Origin of the sequence: Alteromonas ponticola, assembly GCF_012911815.1 — a bacterium.
Classification (GTDB): Bacteria; Pseudomonadota; Gammaproteobacteria; order Enterobacterales; family Alteromonadaceae; genus Alteromonas; species Alteromonas ponticola.
On record NZ_JAATNW010000010.1, the window covers coordinates 21,745 to 44,544 of the forward strand.

At 43.9% G+C, this 22,800-nt stretch carries 18 protein-coding genes; 4 read left to right on the forward strand and 14 right to left on the reverse strand.

Going from position 1 to position 22,800, the window contains the following annotated elements; translation table 11 throughout:
* Positions 1-2,595, reverse strand: a complete 2,595-nt coding sequence (locus HCJ96_RS15790) for a glycoside hydrolase family 31 protein (protein WP_169212054.1) — start codon at positions 2,593-2,595, stop codon at positions 1-3.
* A gap of 174 nt (positions 2,596-2,769) precedes the next feature.
* Here HCJ96_RS15790 and HCJ96_RS15795 point away from each other — a divergent pair, with 174 nt between their 5' ends.
* Complete coding sequence (locus tag HCJ96_RS15795; protein WP_169212055.1) at positions 2,770-3,795, forward strand: LacI family DNA-binding transcriptional regulator; 1,026 nt, start codon at positions 2,770-2,772, stop codon at positions 3,793-3,795.
* On the opposite strand, the gene HCJ96_RS15800 is transcribed toward HCJ96_RS15795, so the two are convergent.
* The 5 genes from HCJ96_RS15800 to cspE all read right to left on the reverse strand — a co-directional run bounded on the left by HCJ96_RS15800 (position 3,788) and on the right by cspE (position 10,154).
* Positions 3,788-4,981: an MFS transporter gene (locus HCJ96_RS15800; protein ID WP_343034742.1), complete on the reverse strand. Its 1,194-nt coding sequence runs from the start codon at positions 4,979-4,981 to the stop codon at positions 3,788-3,790. The two genes, HCJ96_RS15795 and HCJ96_RS15800, sit on opposite strands and share 8 nt — an antisense overlap.
* 49 nt (positions 4,982-5,030) lie before the next feature.
* The gene (locus tag HCJ96_RS15805; protein ID WP_169212057.1) at positions 5,031-5,999 is read right to left on the reverse strand and encodes a metallophosphoesterase; all 969 of its coding nucleotides are present in this window, start codon (positions 5,997-5,999) and stop codon (positions 5,031-5,033) included.
* Positions 6,000-6,099: 100 nt separating this feature from the next.
* Positions 6,100-8,262 (reverse strand): multiheme c-type cytochrome, encoded by a 2,163-nt coding sequence (locus HCJ96_RS15810; RefSeq protein ID WP_169212058.1) that lies wholly within the window; start codon positions 8,260-8,262, stop codon positions 6,100-6,102.
* Between the two features lie 201 nt (positions 8,263-8,463).
* On the reverse strand, positions 8,464-9,333 hold the full coding sequence (locus tag HCJ96_RS15815; RefSeq protein ID WP_169212059.1) for a WYL domain-containing protein: 870 nt from the start codon (positions 9,331-9,333) through the stop codon (positions 8,464-8,466).
* A 608-nt stretch (positions 9,334-9,941) separates the two neighbouring features.
* Positions 9,942-10,154 (reverse strand): transcription antiterminator/RNA stability regulator CspE, encoded by a 213-nt coding sequence (cspE, locus tag HCJ96_RS15820; protein ID WP_169212060.1) that lies wholly within the window; start codon positions 10,152-10,154, stop codon positions 9,942-9,944.
* Positions 10,155-10,997: 843 nt separating this feature from the next.
* Here cspE and HCJ96_RS15825 point away from each other — a divergent pair.
* The gene (locus HCJ96_RS15825) at positions 10,998-12,161 is read left to right on the forward strand and encodes a sugar-transfer associated ATP-grasp domain-containing protein (RefSeq protein ID WP_169212061.1); all 1,164 of its coding nucleotides are present in this window, start codon (positions 10,998-11,000) and stop codon (positions 12,159-12,161) included.
* Positions 12,162-12,231: 70 nt separating this feature from the next.
* Here the strand turns inward: HCJ96_RS15825 and HCJ96_RS15830 are convergent, their stop codons facing one another.
* The 5 genes from HCJ96_RS15830 to HCJ96_RS15850 all read right to left on the reverse strand — a co-directional run bounded on the left by HCJ96_RS15830 (position 12,232) and on the right by HCJ96_RS15850 (position 18,546).
* A complete protein-coding gene (locus tag HCJ96_RS15830; protein WP_169212062.1) occupies positions 12,232-12,717 on the reverse strand; it encodes a YcxB family protein in 486 nt (161 codons plus the stop codon).
* Between the two features lie 213 nt (positions 12,718-12,930).
* Positions 12,931-14,412: a hypothetical protein gene (locus tag HCJ96_RS15835; RefSeq protein ID WP_169212063.1), complete on the reverse strand. Its 1,482-nt coding sequence runs from the start codon at positions 14,410-14,412 to the stop codon at positions 12,931-12,933.
* A gap of 34 nt (positions 14,413-14,446) precedes the next feature.
* On the reverse strand, positions 14,447-16,273 hold the full coding sequence (locus HCJ96_RS15840; RefSeq protein ID WP_169212064.1) for an asparagine synthase-related protein: 1,827 nt from the start codon (positions 16,271-16,273) through the stop codon (positions 14,447-14,449).
* Between the two features lie 813 nt (positions 16,274-17,086).
* A complete protein-coding gene (locus tag HCJ96_RS15845; RefSeq protein ID WP_169212065.1) occupies positions 17,087-17,602 on the reverse strand; it encodes a hypothetical protein in 516 nt (171 codons plus the stop codon).
* A 167-nt stretch (positions 17,603-17,769) separates the two neighbouring features.
* The gene (locus tag HCJ96_RS15850; RefSeq protein ID WP_169212066.1) at positions 17,770-18,546 is read right to left on the reverse strand and encodes a MipA/OmpV family protein; all 777 of its coding nucleotides are present in this window, start codon (positions 18,544-18,546) and stop codon (positions 17,770-17,772) included.
* Positions 18,547-18,891: 345 nt separating this feature from the next.
* Between HCJ96_RS15850 and HCJ96_RS16490 the strand changes: the two genes are divergently transcribed.
* Together HCJ96_RS16490 and HCJ96_RS15855 are read left to right on the forward strand one after the other, a co-directional pair.
* On the forward strand, positions 18,892-19,020 hold the full coding sequence (locus HCJ96_RS16490) for a hypothetical protein (protein ID WP_281358658.1): 129 nt from the start codon (positions 18,892-18,894) through the stop codon (positions 19,018-19,020).
* Positions 19,021-19,028: 8 nt separating this feature from the next.
* Positions 19,029-19,202, forward strand: a complete 174-nt coding sequence (locus HCJ96_RS15855; RefSeq protein WP_169212067.1) for a hypothetical protein — start codon at positions 19,029-19,031, stop codon at positions 19,200-19,202.
* A gap of 377 nt (positions 19,203-19,579) precedes the next feature.
* Here the strand turns inward: HCJ96_RS15855 and HCJ96_RS15860 are convergent, their stop codons facing one another.
* Genes HCJ96_RS15860 through HCJ96_RS15870 form a run of 3 tightly spaced genes read right to left on the reverse strand, consistent with a single transcriptional unit; the run spans position 19,580 to position 22,794 of the window.
* The gene (locus HCJ96_RS15860; RefSeq protein ID WP_169212068.1) at positions 19,580-21,070 is read right to left on the reverse strand and encodes a tryptophan halogenase family protein; all 1,491 of its coding nucleotides are present in this window, start codon (positions 21,068-21,070) and stop codon (positions 19,580-19,582) included.
* A gap of 21 nt (positions 21,071-21,091) precedes the next feature.
* Positions 21,092-22,090, reverse strand: coding sequence for a cupin-like domain-containing protein (locus tag HCJ96_RS15865; protein ID WP_169212069.1), 999 nt, complete (start codon positions 22,088-22,090; stop codon positions 21,092-21,094).
* Complete coding sequence (locus tag HCJ96_RS15870; RefSeq protein WP_169212070.1) at positions 22,090-22,794, reverse strand: SapC family protein; 705 nt, start codon at positions 22,792-22,794, stop codon at positions 22,090-22,092. The genes HCJ96_RS15865 and HCJ96_RS15870 overlap by 1 nt, the downstream gene beginning before the upstream one ends.
* Positions 22,795-22,800: the final 6 nt, after the last annotated feature.

Here is a 22,800-nt window from a genome sequence, read left to right on the forward strand (position 1 = left end):
TTAGTGGCCTTCGTAATGTAAGCTATTAGCAAGTTGTTTGGCTTGTTGTTCAGAAATCTGGGGCATTTCACCCAATAATTTTTCCACGGTCGGTAATGCTTTTTGCATTCGCTCTACTACCTGGGGTGTTGACTCAGGCTGATAGTAAATTTGCATTGGCGCTTCTATGATGCGGGATACCGCTTCAGGCATCGTTGCTCCCCAATCGTCCTCTGCTGCCATTAATTTTAATCGGTTTCCCATCGACTGCAGACGCCTGAATGTGCCAGCTACACCATTGAGGTTTGCGCCAGATTTGGCATACGCTATCTCAATATCCACATCGTTTTGTACTGACATAGCGGGAATGTCTACGATCGCGTGTAATTTGTGTGCATCGTAATTCAGATGGTTGTCTGGCAGAGGCTTACCGTTCACTTTCACACTTAAAAGCGGTAGTCGGTTGGGCAACTCAAGCTGATAGCTGCGCATTTTTCTCATGCCTTTATAACTCCCCTGCACCGCTTTTACTTTTAGCTTAAGACCACCTTTGTGAGATTGACTGCCGATTTCTGTCCAGGCAGCTTCGCCGCGTTGATAGGCCTGCGAGTTTCCGTCATCTTCATATAGCCGAATCGCGTCATCGCCACCGGGAATGAGGGTTAATACCAGTTGCTCTGGGGTGTCTTGCAAATCCTTTACCTGTGGATAACGCGGAATGATACTCCCAGCTTTGATATAAATCGGTATTTCGTCCAGGGCAAAGTTGCGCTTAACCAAATCACCACCGTCTATCAGCGTACCGCTGAACCATTCGAACCACTTTCCCTGCGGGAGCCATGTCGATTGTTCAGCTAGTTGACTGCTTTCATCGACGGGGGTGGTTACCGGTGACACAATCATATCGTCACCCAACATATACTGTTGTTCGGCGCTATATGCAGCCTGCTTTTCAGGGTAGTCGTAATACATCGGTCGAATTATCGATACGCCGCTATCGTAAGCCTGTCGGGCGGCAGTATAAATATAGGGAACCAGTGAATAGCGCAGTTGGATGGCGTCACGCATCATCGGGAAATGCTGTGGGTACATCCAGATCCGCCTGTCAGCAACGTCACTTTTGGATGCATGGGTGCGCAGTATGGGGCTTAAGGCACCGAACTGAAGCCAACGTAAATAGAGCTCACCATCTGATGCCAATTTCTTGTCATTGACAATATGCCCACCAATATCGTGGCTCCAATACCCATAACCTACATTAGACGCAGTAGCGGTAAAGTAGGGTTGAAACGCCAGCGAATTCCACGAGATCACCGCATCACCTGAAAAGCCTACCTGATACCTGTGATTTCCCAGTCCGCCCCAGCGATGAAACAGCAAAGGGCGCTTTTGTGGATACTGGTCCTTCATATCAGTGAAGAACTGGTGGTTTAGCCAAAATGTATTAGACAGGCCCTCAACATATTTGCTGGTTGGCCATTGCTGCCAGTCAAGCCACCAAAAATCAACGCCTTGCTTCTCTAAGGGACGCAACATGTGTTCGAAATAGTTAGCTGACCAATCAGGATCAGCGAGACGGTAAGGTATCCATCCGTCCACAGTGGTTTTATCTTTCAGCCCTTCAAGCATGTCTGGGTACTGATCTTCAAACGGTGCAATGCCATCGGCGGGATGAAGGTTTAGCGCGACTTTCAGGTTTTGCTGTTCCGTCCAGTCCAAAAAACGTTCCGGGTCAGGAAATAATGCCTTGTCCCAGCTATACCCTGTCCATCCTAACATCCCGTTAAAAGGCGTTGGTTCAGGATTTTTGGAAGTTAACCTCATGGTTTTATGCCAGTCCATATCGACAATAAGCACATCCAACGGAATATCATAGCCGTCTATTGTTTTTACAAGTTCACGCAACTCCCAGTCAGAATAACTCCAGTAACGCGACCACCAATAGCCAAAAGCATAACGCGGAGGCATCGGAATTTTACCAGCCACCCGGGTAAAGTCTTTTAACGCCGCTTTATAATCCTGACCATGAGCAAAGAAATACCAATCCATTTGTTTATGGTCGCGGTTAATCGCTACTGAGTGACCATCTTTTTCCTCAATCAGCTGTGTTTTAGAATCGTCTATCAGGCTCCAGCCTGCACGGGATAGGAGGCCTTGTTCCAAGTGAAGTGTGGATCCATCAGATAACTTGGTACGACCTTCGAATCCATCCACGGTTCGCGTGGTACCCATTAAATTGGCCGTATTTTCTATCCCGGGATGCCACTTAACCTCTTTTCCCTCCATCTGAAAAATAATGATTAAATTTTCAGCATTAAATTTACCGCTGTCCTTTTTATAACGCAGCGACATTGCACTCGTCTCGATGACTAACCAGCCATCGTCCTCACGCATATCCAACTCTGGTACGGGTAATATTCTATCGATAAATGCGAGGGATGGACGGTCTTCAAATATACCCTGTTCCTGATATTCCAAACGAACCAGCTGAGGTGTCAATACGGTGAAACGGGCATTGCCTTCAACAACCATTGCCTCATTGGCTGCCGCATCTGAGGGAAATGCCATCAGGGGAATTACAAGCATTATCAGCATAAGATGCAGTTTATTTTTCATTCTAAAGGTCCAGTGGTTGTAGATTTTGAACTGTGTCCGGCAAAATGATACCGATTTCATTTTTTTAACATTAATAAGTTGTTAGTGTCAAACTAAACCGTTAATATGAAATTTCATTGTTATTAACAAACTTAGCCGGTTGTGAACGGTAAATGCCCGAAAGAAAATTGACTTATGCCAGATACTAAAGATTTTGCCATGCAGGATATCGCTAAACGCGCCGGCGTTTGCAAAGCTACTGTATCCAGAGCTTTCAATACACCTGACAGAGTATCTGAAAAAACCCTGAATAAGGTCATGAAAGTTGTCGATGAGTTAGGTTATACCCCGAACAGATTGGCAGCAGGGTTGCGACAGGGGCGTTCCAGAAATATAGCGATAATGTTACCTGACATTACCAACCCCTACTTTCCACCCTTAGTCCGTAGTATCGAGAAAATTGCTCAGGCGCGGGGATATTCAGTCATTTTAAATGACACGCAAGATAATCCAGCCTTAGAACGTGCTTTTGCCAGTATGCTAAAGACCCGACAGGTTGATGGCGTAATCACCAATTCACAGCGCCTGCCCTTTGATATTGATATCATGGATCCCCTGGACAAAGAACTGCCACCTATCGTAAATACATCAGAGTTTTGCGCGTTCGACGGCGTCACCAAGGTGGGTGTTGATAATGTCGCAATAGGCCGAGACGCAACGCGGCACCTCCTGGATTTAGGTCATACCCGAATTGCCGCCATAATGGGGACGCCTGAAATCTTAAGCTGTAAGCAACGTGAACAAGGCTTTCGTGAAGAATTAAGTAAGTCCAACATAAGCTTAGATGATCGCTTACTGTATTCCGGAGACTATTCCAGCCAGTCCGGCGTGGATGGAGTGCGGAAATTGATGCAACTGAAAGACCGCCCCACAGCCATTTTTTGTTTCGGTGATATGGTCGCAATCGGGGCATTACACGAATTGAACGAACTAGGGTACCGGGTTCCGGACGATGTGTCAGTGATTGGTGTCGACGGCATTGCTTTGACCCAATACAGCCATCCCCCCCTTACCACCATCGCCCAGCCCATTCAGGAAATGGGACAACTCAGCATTACCCTGCTTTTGGATATGATTGAGGGTAATGCACCAAAACAGAAGCTAAATATTTTACCCCATCAGTTAGTTGTCAGACGCAGTACCGGGCCAGCACCTAAATAGCACTTTCGAGAGTTTTGGGATACACCCAACGCCATGCGATGGCGCCTGCCAGCAATGCAATAGCAGCCGATAAATAAAATGTTCCTGCATGGCTCCAGTCCCACAGCCAGCCACTTAAGCCAACCCCTACCGCCTGGCCAAGTCCTACACAGATTGAGCAATACAATGCCTGCCCTCGCCCTTGGTTGTGATCGCCGAAATGTTGTCTGATCAGCTCAATAACGGTCGCGTGCACAACACTGAATGAAAGCCCGTGTAAGAGCTGACACGCCGCCAGCATGACCAGTGACTCAGGTAAATAACCAATACCCAACCAGCGAACCGCTGTCATCACCACGCTAAATAAGAACAACGGCCTGATGCCGATGCGATGAAAAAGCTTTGCCATAACAGCAAAGCAAATTAGCTCGGCAATCACTGCCAGTGTCCACAGCATGCCTATTGTGCTGTTGTCTATGCCACTTTCAGCCAGATAAATACTATAAAAACCATAATAAGTACCATGACTCAGGTAAATGAGTGTCACCGAAACGATTAACCCGAGAATAAGGGGGTTGCGGATATTTTCAGTGATGGGGGTGTTGGCTTGTTGGCGTACTGATGCGTTTCTATCACCCACCAGCAGGGTTGTTACCCACATAAATAACAAAAGCGAAAGCACGATTATCGGTAAGTAAGTAAGGGGTTGAGATTCGAACACCCAGCCAAGTGCTGAAACGGCAGCGATAAAGCCAACTGAGCCCCACAGCCGGATTTGGCTATAAACGTGCACACGTCCGGTCAGGTTATTGAGGGTAATAATCTCAAACTGAGAGTTCAGTCCCTGCCAGCAAAAACTGCAGACAAAAATCAACCCTACCATCGTGTAAAAGCTATCGTCCATCCACAGACAAGCGAAGCTTACCGCAGCGATAAAGTTTCCGAGCCGAATAATCGATATTCTTCGCCCACTGTGGTCACAAAGCCATCCCCAAAAGTAGGGCGCGACAATATTACTCGCCATTAACACTGCGCTGATGATACCGATTTCAGCATAAGCAAAACTTAAAGAGCTCATATACAGCCCCCAATAGGGCAATATGGCTCCTAATACGGCACAATTAAAAAAATAAAAGCTGGATAATCGCCAGTAAGGCAAACTAGGCTGTTCTTTTGTCACACTAAAAACTCTTGAATTAAATGTCACTCTCTACGCACGGCGTAGCGGAAGTCGTTGTCTGAAAAACACTGTTCTTTTACAAATCCACTTCAGTGAAACTGAACTCGTGTTCCGGGTCGGTTTTGTACTTGTTTAACCAGGGTGAAAAGGTTTTAACAGATATCGTATTCGCTGCTTTGTCCACTTTGATAATGCGCAAGTATCCAGAGTCACCCCGTTCTACCCCTTTTACGTTTTTCTGATAATTTGCCAGCATTTGATAAACGTTTTTTTCATTATCATTTTGATTAACTAACTGACCTACCCCGGTGCCTAAAATGTGCCCTGAAAAAACCATAATACTGTGAGGTGTGCTTTTCACTAATTTGTTCCACAGTTGCCCACCATGATTTACCTGCTCGTCTCCTTCTTCCTTGCCAACACCATACCCCTGCGGTAAATACCAGTCATCGCCATCCTGTAAGGTGTTATCTTCATATAGGTAGGAATGAGTATTAAAAATCACCCTGTGCTGAGGATGGTTTTTAATAACACTTTTTACCCAGGCTATGGTTTTATCGCGCGGACCAAACTCCAATGAACAGACTAACCAGCTTAATTTGATCAGTACATACTCGGCACAGGAGTTATCGATTTGATTAGCTGGAAACGAAGCAATAATATTGTTATTTTTTGCGTAGTTATTGTACGAAAAATAACGATTCGCCAGACTTGAATTGCGAGTATCAGCAAATTTTCCAGGGCGACTCCCCATATCATGGTTGCCTAAAGCCAAATGGTAAGGAACTTTACCGTCTAATAACGCTAATCCTTTTCTGGCGATCTGCCATTCTTCATCTGAGTTGTTCTGGGTAATATCGCCTACATGTAGGACAAACGAAAATCGCTTCCCCTGACTTGCTACCCATTTCATTTGCTTCATATAAATATCGGGAAACTCTTCCACATACGTCTGGGTATCGGGGATGACAACAAACTCAAAACTACTTTGGCTGTACGTCGAAAAACTTAACATTACCATCAGTAGTAGCGCACACCATTTCATTTCTTTGATTCCCCGTTGTTTACAATAATTGTTAGTTAATGAACGTTGCCTGTACCATTTTTCAATTAGCTTTTCCCAAACTGGCAAAAGGATACAAGAGCTAATGTCTCAACAGCTTAATTAATTCATTATAGGTTTTGCGGTCATTTAGCTTTCTTGCCAGAGATAAACCTAACTCAATTAATGTCTGATTATTCTGATATTTATTGAGTGTCATTTTTAACATCGCCAGCGCCTGACGCGTTTTGCCCACATCGTCCAATGCAATAAAATACACATAGGCGAACTGCACATTGTGTGGCTCGAGTTTGATTGCTTTAGCAAGTAAGTCAACTGCAGCCTGTTTTTGCCCCTGACGAATGCGGAACATGGCGAAACTATAATGCAAAGTAGCGGAGCCAGGCACGGCGTCTAATCCCTGTTCGAGAATTTGTTGTTCTTGCTGTATCGCCCCAACAGCACGGTAGATATCCGCCAGATTAATGTAAGCAACGTCGAAGTAGGGGTCAACGTCAATAGCGTGGCGCAAGGATTGGATGGCTGCGGAGTATTGTTGCATCTGCATTTGGATTAGACTCATATTCAGAGCACCTTCGCCCCGCCACAAATTGATTTCATTCGCGGTCATCATTTCGTCAAACGCACTTTTTATTGAAGCCAACTCAATGCCTTCTACACCAACAAGGTGTCTGACTGCCTCCACACGTATCGCCTTATATTCATCAGTAATCAGTTGGCGATACGTTTTCAGGCGTTGCTCAACTGGCAATAAATTTCCAATCTGAGCCGTAGCCAAGCGTATCAATGGAAGTTCCGACGTAACCCATTCCTTGATATCACTATCATTCAGAGTTCGAAATGAATTCGGTAATAATGCGATGGTGCTCGCACGATATATCTCATTTAACGACTCATCATTAATAATCGCCAAATGTTGTTCTGCCGTCAGCATTTCTCCGTGCTGCAGTCGAATGTACGCTTTTTCATTGCTACTGAATGGATTCTTGTGTCCATACATTTTCGCCACCTTCTCGATGGCCCAGTTTACAGATTCATCCTGATGGCATCCGTTACATGCATTTGGCACCCCAAGCTCTTTGGTAAGTTCAGGTCGAGGAACTTTAAAACTGTGATCGCGTCTGGAATCCACACCCATATAGGTGTTTTCAGGCATGTGACAATTTACACACTGCGCCCCCTCAGATTCGATTGGGTGATTTAAATGGCTACTGGTTTGGTACTCATTACTGTTATGGCATTGCAGGCACAAGCCATTCGTATCGGTTTTCACCTGCATGGTGTGCTTGTCATGACAATCGAGGCAATTCACACCTTCACGAAACATTTTGCTTTGTAAAAATGAGCCATACACATACACTTCTTCACTAATTTGTCCATCAGCATGATAAAAAGGCTGGCTTAATAAAATAGGCGAGAACTGATCAAGAAAGGGCTTGTCTGCTTCAAATCCATCAGTTAACGGAGATCGCAATGAATGACAGGCAAAACAATTTTGCATAAAGCGATTATCACGGGCTTCTCCCTTCCAATGGGCCACTTTTTCCGTATCGTTCAGTAGCCACTTTCCCAGTCCATCCAGTTCATTTGCTGTCATTCCCAGCGAGCGGTCAGATCTATCGGAAGTTTTTTCGCGATAATGGGTAGAAGACATGGTGGAATGACACGATTGGCATCCAACATTTATATTGTCCCATTTAGTATCGAATTGATCCTTACCGGCAGTATAATTTCGCTTGAGGCCATCCGAATGACAATCAGCACACATACCGTTCCAATTTTGCAATGGCTGAAGCCAGTGCAGGCGGTCCTGAGGTGTCACGTCTTCCTCAGCGTAAATCGGATACCAGCGTTGCCCACCCTCTTGTTCGGGGCGTGAATCCCATGCGAAAGGAAAGACCTGAAGTCGCCCGGATTCAGTTTCGATGAGATACTGTTGTAATGGATAGTGACCAAAGGTATAGCTCACCCTGTATTGGGTGATAGTGCCACCTTCATCGAATTGAATGAAGTACTCGTCATCCTTTTTATAAAATCGGGCTGTTTGCGAATAGTGATTGACACTTTGGTTAGAGAAATCTCCCAATACCGTTTGCTCTGTTGCTGTTGCCATGGCTTTGGCATGATCAGAGGTTTGCCAGTCTGAGACTGCTTCTGCATGACAGTCTACACACTGCTGTGTACCTGTAACAATGCCGCTCCAAATGATAAAAAGAATGGCTAAACGCCTAAAAACAGAAGACATGGTATGAATTTTTTTGAACGCGAGTTGGAGGCGAATCTTAAATGCTGCGTTTCAAAACCTCAATGAAAGAACGTTTGATCTGCAAAAACAAAATAAATTACATAGGTGGCTACGCAGGTGATTGTACCTGCTATCAATACTAAATAACGAAGGACGCTTTGCTATTGCTAAAAAGTTTCTCCACAAGCTTTAACCCACTTTCTAAGAGGACGCATACCCCGGTGCAATAGCCAGATTTTTCACACTATTTAAAGTAAACCGGTTTTGCAGCCAAAGCTGATATTCGGCCCCTTTTAACGTACCGCGCTCAGTACAGTCCACGTTCCAGCGTCTTAACAAGTACCCCGCCATTGCTGAGCGCACTTCAATCAATAGCTGTTTGTTCTCCATACCATAATCCATTTCGATGGCGGTGGGATGCTCAACATTCATTGGATGCGGCACCAATTGAAGCGGAATAAGTCGCTGCCATTCGGTATCTTTCGGGGCGCATTCATCCTCATCAGGTGCATCTTTTATCGTAACCTTACTAATGCGTGTTAGCACAAAATCTCTAAAACTGTGACTTTTACGATCGAAGGCACGCACATGCCAACGAAGCCCATTATCGACAATCGCATGTGGCACCAGTTCCCTTGCACCTGAACCGCTTGATAATGAGGTATAGATAACACTTACCGCTTTGTTGTTGAGGATTGCCTGTACCAGTCGTGCAACAATGAAAATATCTGGAACGTTCAGACTAGACGGAGCTTCAACAGGAAAGTGAATATCGCCGATGGCGTCGAAACCATCGGATATGTCGTTAGCAAGTTTAGTCAGGGTTCGCTTAGCATCATGCTCAAATAAAGGCTTAAACGCAGAAGTCTGAAAGTAGCGTTTTTCGCGCGAGTCATATGACAGGTTATTTGGAACAAGCTCTTTGTAGAGACTGAAATCACGTGAACCTGCGGATAAACCAACTTGAAAGCGATTTATTAAATCCTGACGATATATTGCCCCTTTGAACAGCAGACAAAAGTCGATAAAAGCAAGGCGTTGTTTTTGCGCGAAACTGATTTCTTCAAACATTTTACAAGCAGCTACAGTTATTGTAATCGCAGTGTGGTTTATTTTGGTTCGGATGTAAAGTGTTCGCACCTTCCGATGGTTATAAAACGAATTGTTAGTTGCGCCTTTTGCACTTTCTTGCGAATGCGTTTGCGCTGACATCAGGTAAATGTGACTTTATTAAGCTAACGTCAAGATCAGGGGAAAAAGGAAAAGTTCGTGTTTGGCATGGGTGAGTAAAATATCCGTTTTTCACTGACGCCTGATCAACACAGATATCAGACAGCGGATAAATTGACTCAACCTTGATAATTAACTAAATATTACAGCTTTTTTTGATTGTTTCTCTAAATAGATAGCAGCCAGGAGACAAACTTTTTTGTTTCGATGGAATTTTCCAAATTCACATATTTTTTAGCTTTACTATCTTCAAACGCAACAGCGAACTTATTGACCGAAATAGTTAGTAACGGGGGTATCACATTAATGCTATTAGCATTAAAAGTATTCGTCATAATTAATCTTATTATTGGTGTTAAATAAAAAATGGAAGTTAAATCTTTAGCAGAATTTAAGAGGGGAAAAATATATAGGGCTAGTTCAAGCTAGCCCTCGAGGACGGACAGGTATTAAACAGCGACTACGTTAGAAGCTTGTGGACCCTTTTGGCCTTGTTCAATAGTAAATTGAACTTGCTGCCCTTCCACTAAGGATTTAAATCCCTCAGAGGTGATTGAACGAAAATGAACGAATACGTCCTTGCCGCCTTCACTTGGCGTTAAAAAACCAAAACCTTTATCATCATTGAACCACTTTACTGTACCATTTACAGATTTAGACATATTTAAATTCTCTTATTAATTAATAATTTGGTGGTTATCCACCGCTAACGCGATAAAAAGAGTAAAACATTAACCAATAGAGCAAATGTAAATACTAAATCGACTTTGAGTAACTTAAAGAAGAAAGAGAAAAGCAAAAGCAGTAACAGATAAGGTATTATTTTTTTAAAGCCAGATGATAGTACGCTAGTCTAAGCCGTCTGTATAGCTTTTAATTATTAAAGTAAATTTACTTTGAATAAAAATGAAAATACAGGTTCTGGCAATGGTCGACATTTCTTATCAGGACTGAGATAAATTAAAAATAGAGGCTGCACAATTTCTTAGCAATTAACAGTCTAGCATTAAATAAAACCCGTACATCTTTTTTAGCTTATTCTTCCGCATTGTTATTGTTCGTCCATTTTTAAATTGATGAGCGATTCCCAGCTGAAGTTATTCATTACGTTTTAGCTCACAACCCGCTTTCTCTCATTAATCGAAGGGTAGACTGTTGACAGTATCCATTTAAATTTCAGGTTTATGAGCATGTGCTCCATCGGGTTAATGATGCGCCTATATCCCAAAAGTTTGCTCGACGCCTCATGTTTTGCCTCATGAAATAACTCTCGTTGAGACCAGGACTGGCTCTATCTTGTTGAAATATCGTAAAAACAACCGTCTTTGTCGGTTTACTTAACATTTCCTATTCAAACGCGATGCTGTCTTCTAAAAGCGTCTTCGAGATTAGTCTGCAATCACAGATATAATCCACTAAATTAATTTGTTTTTACCTCATTGCAGCGGATAACGATTTGTATTATTTTTCTTCCATACTTAAGCGTTATTTGCATTCGGAAATTAATGAAAAGTTTAAAGGAATTATCAGAGCGTTTAGCTGTTCTTTGGAAAGTAAGTGGTGAAGCTGGTGCTAAAAACAGGCTCACTCAATTTTTGGAAATGTTCAGGCTAGCAGGAACGCGAGAGCTCTCACCGGGTGAATACTGGGTATATGGTTTTCATATGCGTGACAAACCAAAGGCCGCGATTCATCAATACTTACCTGCAAGAGTTTATTTTAATCAGGTTTTACCTAAGTTGAACCGTCGCAGGTCGATAGCACTCCTGGAAAACAAATGGTTATTTTTCCTCCACTTTAGAGAGGCTAAAATTGCCACTCCTAAGTGTTATGGAGTGTTTCATCCGGCTTCTGGATTTTCCTTAAATGGCGACACCTTAAGATCTCCGGAAAATCTTGTTGAATTGATACGTAATCAAGAAATATCGCAATTCATTGCCAAACCAGTGGATGGAATTAATGGGCACGATATTTTCAAAGTCGAGGTTGAAAAGATTGGTGATAATGAACTTCTGTTCAAATTCAAAGATAAGCAGCTAGATCAGCGTGCCATGATTGACTTTTTGTCAGCGAGGCTTTCTCACACAAAAAGTTCCGGGTTTCTTATTCAAGACTGTGTTGAGCAGCACCCAGAATTGAGTAGATTATCTCCCAGCGCCTGTGTGAATGTCAGAATTGTAACGGTTGTGCATCCTGGCGGCAAAGCCGTATTAACCAGCGCCTCAGCTCGATTAGGTAGAGTCGGTTCAGTAGTGAGTAACGCTGGAAGCGGTGGAATGGTCGCCAAGATAGACATTGAAACGGGTAAAATCGTTCACTGCAGAAATTCTTATCGTATTGGCGCAGAAACCGTGAAAAATCACCCCGATACCAACGAAGACATTTTCAACTTCCAACTTCCGTTTTGGCAAGAAGCTGTCGAACTCTGCCTTAACGCTGCAATTAAACTTCCTGACGCCAATTCAGTAGGCTGGGATGTATTGATCCAGTCAGATGGCCCGATTTTACTTGAAGGCAACCATGACTGGGGCATTATAAGTGAGCAGCTTTTTGGAACAGGTTGGTTATCTGAAAAAAACCGTTCGCTGCTGACTGATCATGGAATTAAGTTATCGTATGACGATTCCCCAAAATTTCGAATTAAAAAGCTGTTACAGTTCGTAAATTAAATTAACAGTACGAGAGCTGGATTAAAGTGATTACTTGAGAAGCAAGGTCAACTTAGCGAGTTGGACATCGCTAAGTTTGCTTTACGTCCAGCTCAGCTAAAAATTGCTTTGCTTCCTCAGATAAACAACGGTCGGATACATATGCGCGTCCTCCCTGGTGATGAATCAACCATCCCTGCCTTGTTTTCTCAATGCGATTGACCTGCGCCCAAAGAATCGTACTCTCTACGTAAGACGATGTCGTCTTCAAACCTTTATCGTCAATTGTCAGCGATAGCTCACTATTAGCCGCTTTGCTTAACATTTGTCGGGCCAGCCACCACGGCCTTCTAAAGCGAACGCTGACCGCCTCTAATGCGCCAAGCGCAACAAAAAACCAACTGAGATAGGCTGTTATATCCGTAAAGATGAGCATCACTGCACCTATCGAAAACAGAATGATAGCTTTGAGGTAACGTTGCAGAAAACCGGACTCAATGAACGATTGGTCAAAGGTTTCGGCAAAGTGACTGCGGTCTAATTTGTAGCGGGTGGTATAGCTAAAAGGCATGTTCATGTCAGATCGCGATTATTCTAATAGGTGCGCGTGAGTGCATCAAAAATACCCGCATGATAAATCAATTTTTACCTGCCTGCACAAATCGATATCGCCTTGAACCAAATTGGCAGGCAAAAATATTACTCAAATGAACCAAACGAAAACAAATTGTTCTTTTTTACTTATTAGAGGCTCACTTTACAGCTCACACATTCATTGACTTAGCTTGCTCTACTCCGAGTCACGCATGGTGAAATGTTTTTTGGGTTTTAGTGACTGATTAGCCCACGGAAACAAATAGTCTTCCCAGCCGAATGTTCGTTTACTCGCGGAAAGATTTAGAATTGGGTTTGTCAGATCTATTATTCGTTGCCTAAAAAGACTTCTCCAAACATCAACCATTGTTCTCATGGGTGAAAACCCCATTACTTTTTGGGTTGGAATATTGTTGAGCTTTAGAAATTTTTGATATTCATTTTTCAATTTTGGAGAAACAGGCAGTAGTACAAGATCATCAATAGTTGTCGCACTTTTTTGAATACCGAAATGGGTTCGTGGGATACCAACCTCTTCCACCAACCTTCTAGGTACAGGCCTGTCGTAATCGCCTGCTACAGACCATGGCGTCATATAATCGCTATTACTTATCTTTTTAATATCAGAAACGTGTCTTATTCCCCAATACGGCACCGGACAGTGAATTACGCCCTTTACTAGTCTATGCTCACAAAATCCTAACCCAGTTGAATCTTTTCGTTTAAGAAAGTCGGCTTGTAAGTTCTTTTCTTTTGACCAGACCATATCTCCGTTAAACCCGGTGAATAATACAGAAGGCCCTTTAGGATAACTAAATACAGAGAAGTTCATGTCTTGCAGACTTCCATTAGCTGCCCAGTACCATTTTTCATCGAGAATATTCTTTCGCTCGAAAACATATTCTTTGCACTGCAAACCAAGTAGATCAGCAATCTCTTTTCCAGAGTCTTCCCTCGGGAACACACTGCGAGCAGCTTTTAACGTTAGCGCTTTTGTCGCGCCTGCCTTTTTCGCCAATAGCGAGGAGACCGGACTGTCATAGCCTTTAGATACCGTAGTAATGACCTCTACAGGCAAACGGCGGGCGGGGTCGCGGGCGTTATCGCCAATCGCCAGGGCTGTTTCATACAAAAACCGAGAATAATCCTCAAACTGTAAAAACGGCTCTACGTTAAGACCCTTCTCTTTAATTTGAAGCATCCCACTCGTCAGGCATATATTTTCAAAATAGTGCACTTGCAGCGTACCACGAGATACCGGAAAATCTTTCTGATAATCGCGTCCCTTGACAATCGTTTCGACGGCACTGGCATAATTGGAATTTGACTCAATTAGATCGATATCTGCTGCGGCTAACAGGCAAGGAAGTGAATTAGAAACCGTGATAGTCTCAGCATCCTGATGTACCCATAGTCGGTCAACAGTTGAACAGGAACTGACAAAATATACTTCGTCATCTATCACGCGAAGGCCACTGCCATAGAATAGTTCTGAAGCCACAAACTCTAATTCCGTAAAAGCACCGGGCCAAACGCCCTCGACAACAAAATTGTCTCCTTTCTCGACAAGCTCACCACAAAAGACGTCGAGATGCTCTGGTGCACCAGCAGTATGTTGCGCAACCCAAGCCAGTGCAGGAAGCGCTTCAGTAGGTAATTGTTTAAACTCAAGTTTCATGTGTAATGACTTCTTTTTTATTAGTTGGGCTGAATTAGTATATGCCTGTGGGCTCACAGAAGTTGTGCGCTAAATTCTGCGTATTCGAGTCGCTGCCAGCCGGGTTGAAGAAACCCAGCGTAATGGCCTTTGAGATCATGTCAAACAAAGGATAAGAGCCATCACCCGAACCATTAACAATGGCTTGTTTAAGTTTGTTGGTATCCCATAGATGTGGCGATAACAATGGCATCAACTCGTCTATCCATTCTGGTTGTACTATATCGCGAAAATTGTTCCATCCAAATCGACAGTCGCCGTAACGCGAGTGGGCACTATAAAATTTGTAAGCTCTACTGTTTCCCTCAACAACTTTTCTCGCTGCGCGCGATAATTCCTGCATTAACAGAGGGCGTTTGGCGCTTGTGAGGGTTGCCGCCATAGGAAATTTTAACAGCTCGGGTTTTAACCTCTGAATGATGGCTTTATTCAGTTTGTTATGTGCTCTCATCGAAAAGGGAATCGACGCTACAGTTTCAACCAAATCTTTGTTGGTAAAAATATTGCGGTAATTGAGCCCACGAGCAGCGTTGGTCAATTGGCGATTAATGTACTGACCACCTCGGTGCTCGGTGTAGTACCTTTCAAACATTAACTGTATATCATCCATTCCCTGACTTTGATAAGCAGTAAACAGTTCCTCTAGCCGCTGATTTGACTCTTCGATCAGGTTCTTGCTTTTAAGCGCTTCACGCAGTTCCTCATTTAAGAACCAAAATACGTGGTAACTTGAAACTTTAAGATAATTAAGAATCACTTGCGAATCTCGCTGCATCAGCATGTGATCAAATTTTCCACCCACTCCCATCATATGCAAGAGCAGAGACAAGTATTTCTTTTTACCCGGTAATACATTGATTGTACCGTAATGCCCGCCGAGCATTTCACCGAATGTCCCTGCTGTCATCACCAGATTCTTGTTCTGTGCATAGTGACCCGCTGCATCCCAGTGAGTAAACATCGCCGATTCATTGCGTGCCAGATATTGACGAAACAAATTACTATCAAAACCACTTGGATCGAATGCCCGCTCCACAAGCGGGAGCCCGCAAAGTTGGGCTATATCCCGCACAATAGCAATCTCTCTGCTGTGTAAATCGCCGTGGGTATACAGTTCGGGCCTTCGTTTTTCCAGTGCCGCCAATAATAGTCTAGAATCCCAGCCACCAGACATCATCAGTTGTGGTTCTTCAAACATGTTAGCTTCAGTGCGAACAATATCTATCAGGTCATTAACACTTCTGGTAGAAACATAATTACGCCCCACCCAAAAGTTTTTTAACGGGAAACTTCGTGCAGAAAAGTAAGAATCGTTAACTTCTATTTTGAGGCCATGGTTAGCCTTAAGCCTTTGCACGTCTTTATATAGGGAGTAACCGCCAATGGTGTATCCAAAACACAAGAATTGGTAAAACGACACCCAGTCAGGTACGGAGCCTGTAAATGGTTGAAGTGAATCAGAAATAAGTGCGTTCTTTGAGTCTTCACTATTATTGAAGAATATGGGAAACGCACCGAAACAGTCGTTAAAAATGTAGATTAGATTGTGGTTTCTTTTTACCGCAATCAGCACCCCTCGCATGCCCCATAACGCAGTCAGACTTTCCGCTTCGAGCAAACTCTCAACCCGCTTGAAATCAGGTTGCGTATTGTGCTCGCCATACCATATAAACTCCCAATTCGCAGAGCCAGATCGTGAGGTCACAAATGGATCGAATAATAATGAGTAGTGAGTTCCAATCGGCAACACTGACATATTGCTACACTGGATTTCATTTTCGCTTGAGCGCCTATCGGCCTGGGTCAGAGTGAAAATAGTCATGAACCTTCCTTGCTTCTCTCTTCTTGTTTTTATTGTCGTGGCTCAGAAAAAACTACGGATATAACCGCTGCCAACATCAACGGTTCGAATATAGGTTTGATAATATTCTTAACATATTATCAAGATATTTGGGAAGACAGCTATCATTATTCAGTTAACGATAAGGAAAGGTTTAGATGAATCGTTACGAGTTTGTTTTCCCTTTGAAGATAACGTGCGAAGATGGTTTCTAGACCAATTGTTTTATCAATGTCCTTATTAGTTTATAGGAAAATGACACCTAAAAAATTTAGATGCGCTTTAAAATTATGTCTTATAGGGTTTAATTCACTGCTCTCGCCAGTCCAAACTTACTTCTTATCTCAAAGCTAAATTTCGAGAACAGCTTGCTTTGACGATTACTCCGTGTTCAGCAAACAATTTTTTGTCACTGTATTTTAAATCGATAAATTGAGTAAAATTTAAGCCTCGGATGCAGGCTTCGGCAGCTTCTTCAATTTTAACGTTAATAGATTTGAGAGCGACGCACTTAAAATCACGCCAACCGATAGTATTAAGGCTTGCTCTTGAATTTTCAGCAGAAACAAAATATTCACAATAAATAATGAAATAAAATCTGCACTGATGAATAGTTTCATACCAACAGATTACGCAAAATTTTCAATATGACTTACCCATCTCATCAAGCAAAAGTTACAGTCAAGGTCATTAGTAGACAATATCTGACAGAACGAATCGCTTTTTTAAAAAGGCCTGGGACTCGGGGCTGGCAGGCTGTCATGCCAAACCAGCCTGTTGTCGCTTTAACCCATATTAGTGCTTATTTTCAAGCTGACCAAACTCATATTGGGATGAGGGAAACTGCTCCAGCTGCTCTACGACTTCATTCTTTTCGCTGTCGCTAAGCTCACAAAAAATCAACGTCCTTTCGTTGTCCAGGGCGTCCTCAAACTGCTTAACCACCGGGCTACTTTCGCTTACCCCAATCATGGTAGCCGACCATGAACCGAATGCCGCACCACCCGCCGTCATGCCGACAATAGCAGCGCCGCCAGCAGCAATACCCGCAACGGGAAAAACACTCACTAAAACACCTGCAAGTAACCCTGCACCGGAGCCCAGTAACGCGCCGCGTTTAAGTGATTGCGGAATAGCAGACTTTTCTGTTAGATCAGCTTGTGGCAAATCAGCGCGTACAATATCGTTGTCTCTGCTGACCACGCCTATTTGTTCTTCGCTAACTCCTGCGCGCTTAAGTACTTCGATAATGTCTACTACGGTATCGACATTATTCACAACAAAATAGTGGTTGAAATTTACGTCGCTCATGCAGTTCCTCCATTCAATTCATTCAAGTGTAGCAGCTATCAACGGGTCAACAACGAAAGTGGAAAATTGGGAGAGGATTATCTGACTGAATGTGTGGGGTGCACTACTTTGAAGTATGCTTAGTTTGGTGCGAGTTTATCGATTGCCTTCGTCATTGCAGGTTAGTCTTACTTAGTGCGATAGGTTTTATAGAATACCCAGACGAGGCCGATACCGACAGTCCAATTTGATTCAACCTGCAACAGTGGGCTATCTGCCTGAGCTGTATTATAGAAATGCTGATACCGGATGAAACTTCCAAGCCAGATATTATCAAATTTGAGCGTTATGCCAGACGATAGCTCTGTGCCTGAGTAGCCGGAATGTGTATCGAACTGAGGACGTGATGACGTCGCATACTGCGAAGACACTCCATAAAAGTACTCGAGGTTTTTATCATTGGCCCAATTTACCGTAAGCCTGCTTGTCCACGTCAGTTCCTTGTTGAAGAGCAGGGCTTTTTGCACGAATTCGCCTCCTACTCCCGCCTTCAGACCCACCGAGTCAATCGAACCAAAATCGGTCGCGATGGCCTTTCTTAAAAAGGTGTGAGCGCGCAAATAACTGTCGCTTTCCTCAGTTCCTGAAAAATAGTACAAAAGCCGCGGACCTGCTTCAGCTGTCCAGTCAAGATCAGGCATCCCCTCTCTGACAGCAGCATCTTCACTGCGCACAGGGATCCCTCCCGCAAACGACAAATCAATTTCCCAACGGTTACCTTCAAATAAACTGCCAACTAAACCTTCTCTATCCACGGTAATCCGGTCATCTTTGTAGTAAAAATAAGGGAAAGGCAGAATATAGCTACTTTGATCTTCAGAACCGGGATAGGCCGGTAGCGTAATGGCAAACCCTCCCATCCCGGCTTCAATTTTGCTTTGAGCGAATGTGTCAAAACAGAGCAATACTGTCCACAGGAGAATTATGGGGCCTAGTAAAATGTCTTTAGCGCGTTTACAGGCGAAGATAGTTTTGTTACCTCAATGCATTAATCTGTTTCTGTGTATGTAGTTGCTGCGTCTGCAGCAAACTATATTAGTTATTCAAGTATTCTTTTTTATCAAGCAAATTTTTACTTTCGTTGCACCTAACTCGATAAATATGATAGCGAATAACCAAGTTAATCGCGACCAGCATAGTTTGTACGTCACGCTAAAAAAACTATCTATAGGTTCAGTAGGCAACCTGAATACTCATTGTTACAGTTTAATTCGACCATGTGGGTCGTACTAATTAAAAGGAAATTACTTATGCAAGAACTAGTTTTAAAGGATACTGAAATTGTGGCAGGAGGTTCATGGGGCCATGTAGCCGTTGCCATCGCAATTGCAGATGCGGCCTATGATTTTTATAGAGGTTATTCAGAGAATAGGAATTAAGGGCGGCTATGAACGATATAAATGAATTTCACATGCGGGAGCTCAATAGTGCTGAGGTAGAGGCAATTGCTGGTGCTGGATTATTTTATGACTTGGGTAAATTTTTTGCTCAAGTCGCCAATGCAAATGATTCGATCTACCAACAATATGGCAACACCAATATGAACCATTGGCCACGTTGAGATCAGTTCGAGGCTGCAACGGTAGCCTCTTTCATATTAGGTAAGACTATGCTGTTTTTTAATCTTAAAACAATGCTTCGTTTCGCTGCAGCTCTTTTTCTTCTTGAAAGCGGTTGGCAACTAATTATTTCTCACGACAGGAATATGTTGTACGAAAGCTTGCAAATAGGGCTGCTATTTTTAATTCTCTCTGAGCTCATTCCCCGTAGTTGCAACATCAAAGCATCGTCGAGCGAAACAGATATTGCTGATAAGACGAGCGTTGATGCTAACAATCGATAAGCCTTAAAGGCTAATGCCTGTTCGCGTATCACTTAATGTTTAACATCCGGTACCAGCATTTTCGATGGTACTTTCTCACTGACATGCTTTTTTCCTTAAAAATTTTGAGCTGGGCAATAATGCTGTAAAAAGTCCTGATGCGAAGGCAATTGGTTAACCTTGCGCACATTCTGCTGCTCAATTTGGGATAAAAAATGTTCCATTTCTTTTTCACTCATCAAATCAGCGACAGGATGATGTTGCTGTGGCACTAACCCCTGCCCCAACATCACCTGTACCCAGGAGTTCTCACCAAATAGCTCATTGGGCACTTTAAATACTTTTCCGGTTTCCTTAAACAATTCCAGGCGATGGCTTAAGGAATCGGGAATTGGCATATTCTTACAATAGCGCCAGAAGGGGCTGTCTTCTCGTTGTGTCACATGATAGTGCAAGATAATGAAGTCGCGTATATTGACCACTTCGTGTTGTGTCTGCGCGTTAAATTCATCAATATCCGCCTGCACGATACCGGTGGACGGAAACATCTGCAGCAGCCTGACAATACCACGCTGAATCAGATGAATACTGGTTGATTCCAGTAGCTCAATAAAACCACTCGATAGCCCCAGCGCGATACAGTTTTTATTCCAATGCGAACGACGCTGTCCTGTTCTAAAGTTGATCACTCTGGGCTCGGTAAGCACGTCACCCTCCACATTCTCCAGCAGCAATTGTTTTGCCGCGTCATCACTTAAATAACGGCTGCAATATACAAGACCATTGCCTGTGCGGTGCTGTAAGGGAATGCGCCACTGCCAGCCAGCAGCATGGGCGATCGACCGAGTGTAGGGGCGAGGCGCTTCTACACTTGCTGTTTGCACGGCAATCGCGCGGTCACAGGGTAGCCAGTGCGTCCAGTCGTCGTAACCGGTATGTAGCGCTTCTTCAATTAACAGCGCACGAAATCCGGTACAGTCTATAAACAAATCACCTTCGATTACCCGACCTGACGCCAACGTTAGTGATTTGATAAAGCCAGACTGATGACATAAATCAATCTGATCAATCTTACCCTCTACTCTCTTTGCCCCATGTTGCTCTGCCATGCTTCGCAAGAACTTTGCATACTGTGTGGCGTCCAGATGGAAGGCATAGTTCAGCCCCATATTTGGCAAGACGGCAAACTTGTTTTGCTGAGCAGCCAGCAACTCTGCGCAGTAAACCCCATACTCTTTAGCTAAGCCCATCTGCTGCCCTTTCAGCCAGAAATGCTGAAAGCCTGCGGCCCAATGGTCTTGCCCGGTGGTGCCGAATGAGTGAATGTATTTTTCGCCTACCGATTTCCAGTTCTCAAATTCAATGCCCAGTTTGAAGGTCGCCTGTGTCGCCGCCATAAATTCCTGTTCATTAATACCCAACAACTTATGTAGAGTTAGCAAAGGAGGGATAGTTGCCTCGCCCACCCCCACGGTACCGATAGCGTCAGACTCGACTAATTGAATATCAAGATGCTTTCCCATCAATTTGGCCAGTGATGCTGCACACATCCAGCCAGCGGTTCCTCCACCGGCGATGACTACACGTTTGATTGGTTGAGATTGCATGAAAAGGTCTCGCTCATTAAATTATCGGTTAAGCTTGTTTAGCAATTCAGCACGCAGTTGACGCGCTTGTAATTCGTTGATTTCGCCTGCAATACCTTGCTGCTGTTTCGGGATGTGCGCCATCTTTGCTTCATCACGATTAAACACAAAATGCTCGAAATGGCTTCGCCAGGCCTCTCTTTGTGCGTCTGGCAACTGGCCAACAGAAAGCATTGCCAGCTTCAAGGCCAGCATGGGGTTACCAAGATACCCGGGAGTAGTTCGCCACCAATAGTTGACTAAACCATTGACCTGACTGAGTCCTTCCACGTGGTGCCACCACATGCTGGGAATGATGATGCCATCACCGGGCTCTAATTCAGTTATCGTGGCGTGTGACAGCGCTTCTTTGAAACGTGGATATTTCGAGAAATCCGGCGCATCAAAATCGACTAAACTTATCGCCTGCCCCGCTGGGGTAAAGTCGAGAGGACCAATATAAAGGTTTTCCAGTTGGTCGGGCGGAAAAAGGGTAAACCGCCGTTTGCCTGCTACTACGATTGCCAGGTTTTGTGGAAAATCGCAATGTGCTGCAATTCGGCTGTGGTTACCTAGCCAGAGGCTTACCAGTGGGTCAATGCCTGACAGACTTATCGGGTTTTCTGTGCGCAATTCAGGAAACCAACGATCCACCATGGTAGAACCCATGTAGAGTAGTTTTTTATCTTTTGTTAACTGGTTGCAGAAAGCAGGGAAGTCACTCTGCACAGGCTGAAAGTTGAAGCCCGAAAGGTCGTGATTATAAAAAACCCGGGGATCGTCTTCGGTCAGCCCCTGATACGTGACAACAGGTTCACCACTGTGATAGTCGTTAAGCAATGATAAAAACGCCGCGTCACTGTTTTTGGCCGCCTGCGCCAACGGCCAGTCACCTGCAATTCCGCGCAACACTATCGGTGTTGTGCTCTCCAGTAAGCCGGGATCAATTTCTCGGCTGCTAACACCAGCATGCTCAGCAACGTGCTTATCAACCGCGATCATCAGGCTAAGTTCAACTGCTTGTTCTTCCTGCTAACCAGGTCAGCAAACTGCGACTGTGATGCCAGCATCATATAGATTGAGGTCAGGTAACCCTTTGCTCGCAGTGTCAGATACTGTTCATCAGTAAGCTCATTTAAGGTGTCTTCATTAATGGTGTAAAAGCCCAACAATTGATGCTGAGAACCATCGTTTAACGTTACATCAAGCGTAAATGATTCGATAAGCTTAAACTCTAATAAGCACTCAACAAAGCCTTTATTTTCTTCTACGCCATGGTGCAGCGCTTCCAGCATGCCACTGACTTTTTCCAGATAAGGGGCGTGCCCGCCAAATTCCAAAAATAATGGTTCTCCGTCTGCGCTCACTTTCGCGCTGTCTGTGTCGATATTCACTACACGCTGCCCGTCCTGCACACCGATAGAAAAAGGCTGTCGTGAGACATTAATCGGCACGTAACCAGCGTCCCATTTCCCCTGATTGAGAAACAAATTTTCCTGCTGCTGAAAACCCAATAACACTACTGGATAAAATTGACCGGACTGCGCATCTTTGTGAAACACAATAGGATAATAAGCTTGGGCAGAGCGAAATTCAGCCGGAAACGTGAGCGAAAACATCACGTTATCGCCAAGCTCAGGGCTATACGCAGTGTTAATCTTTACATCTTTGTGACTAACGTTATTTAATCGTTCTATTGTTGCCATATGACA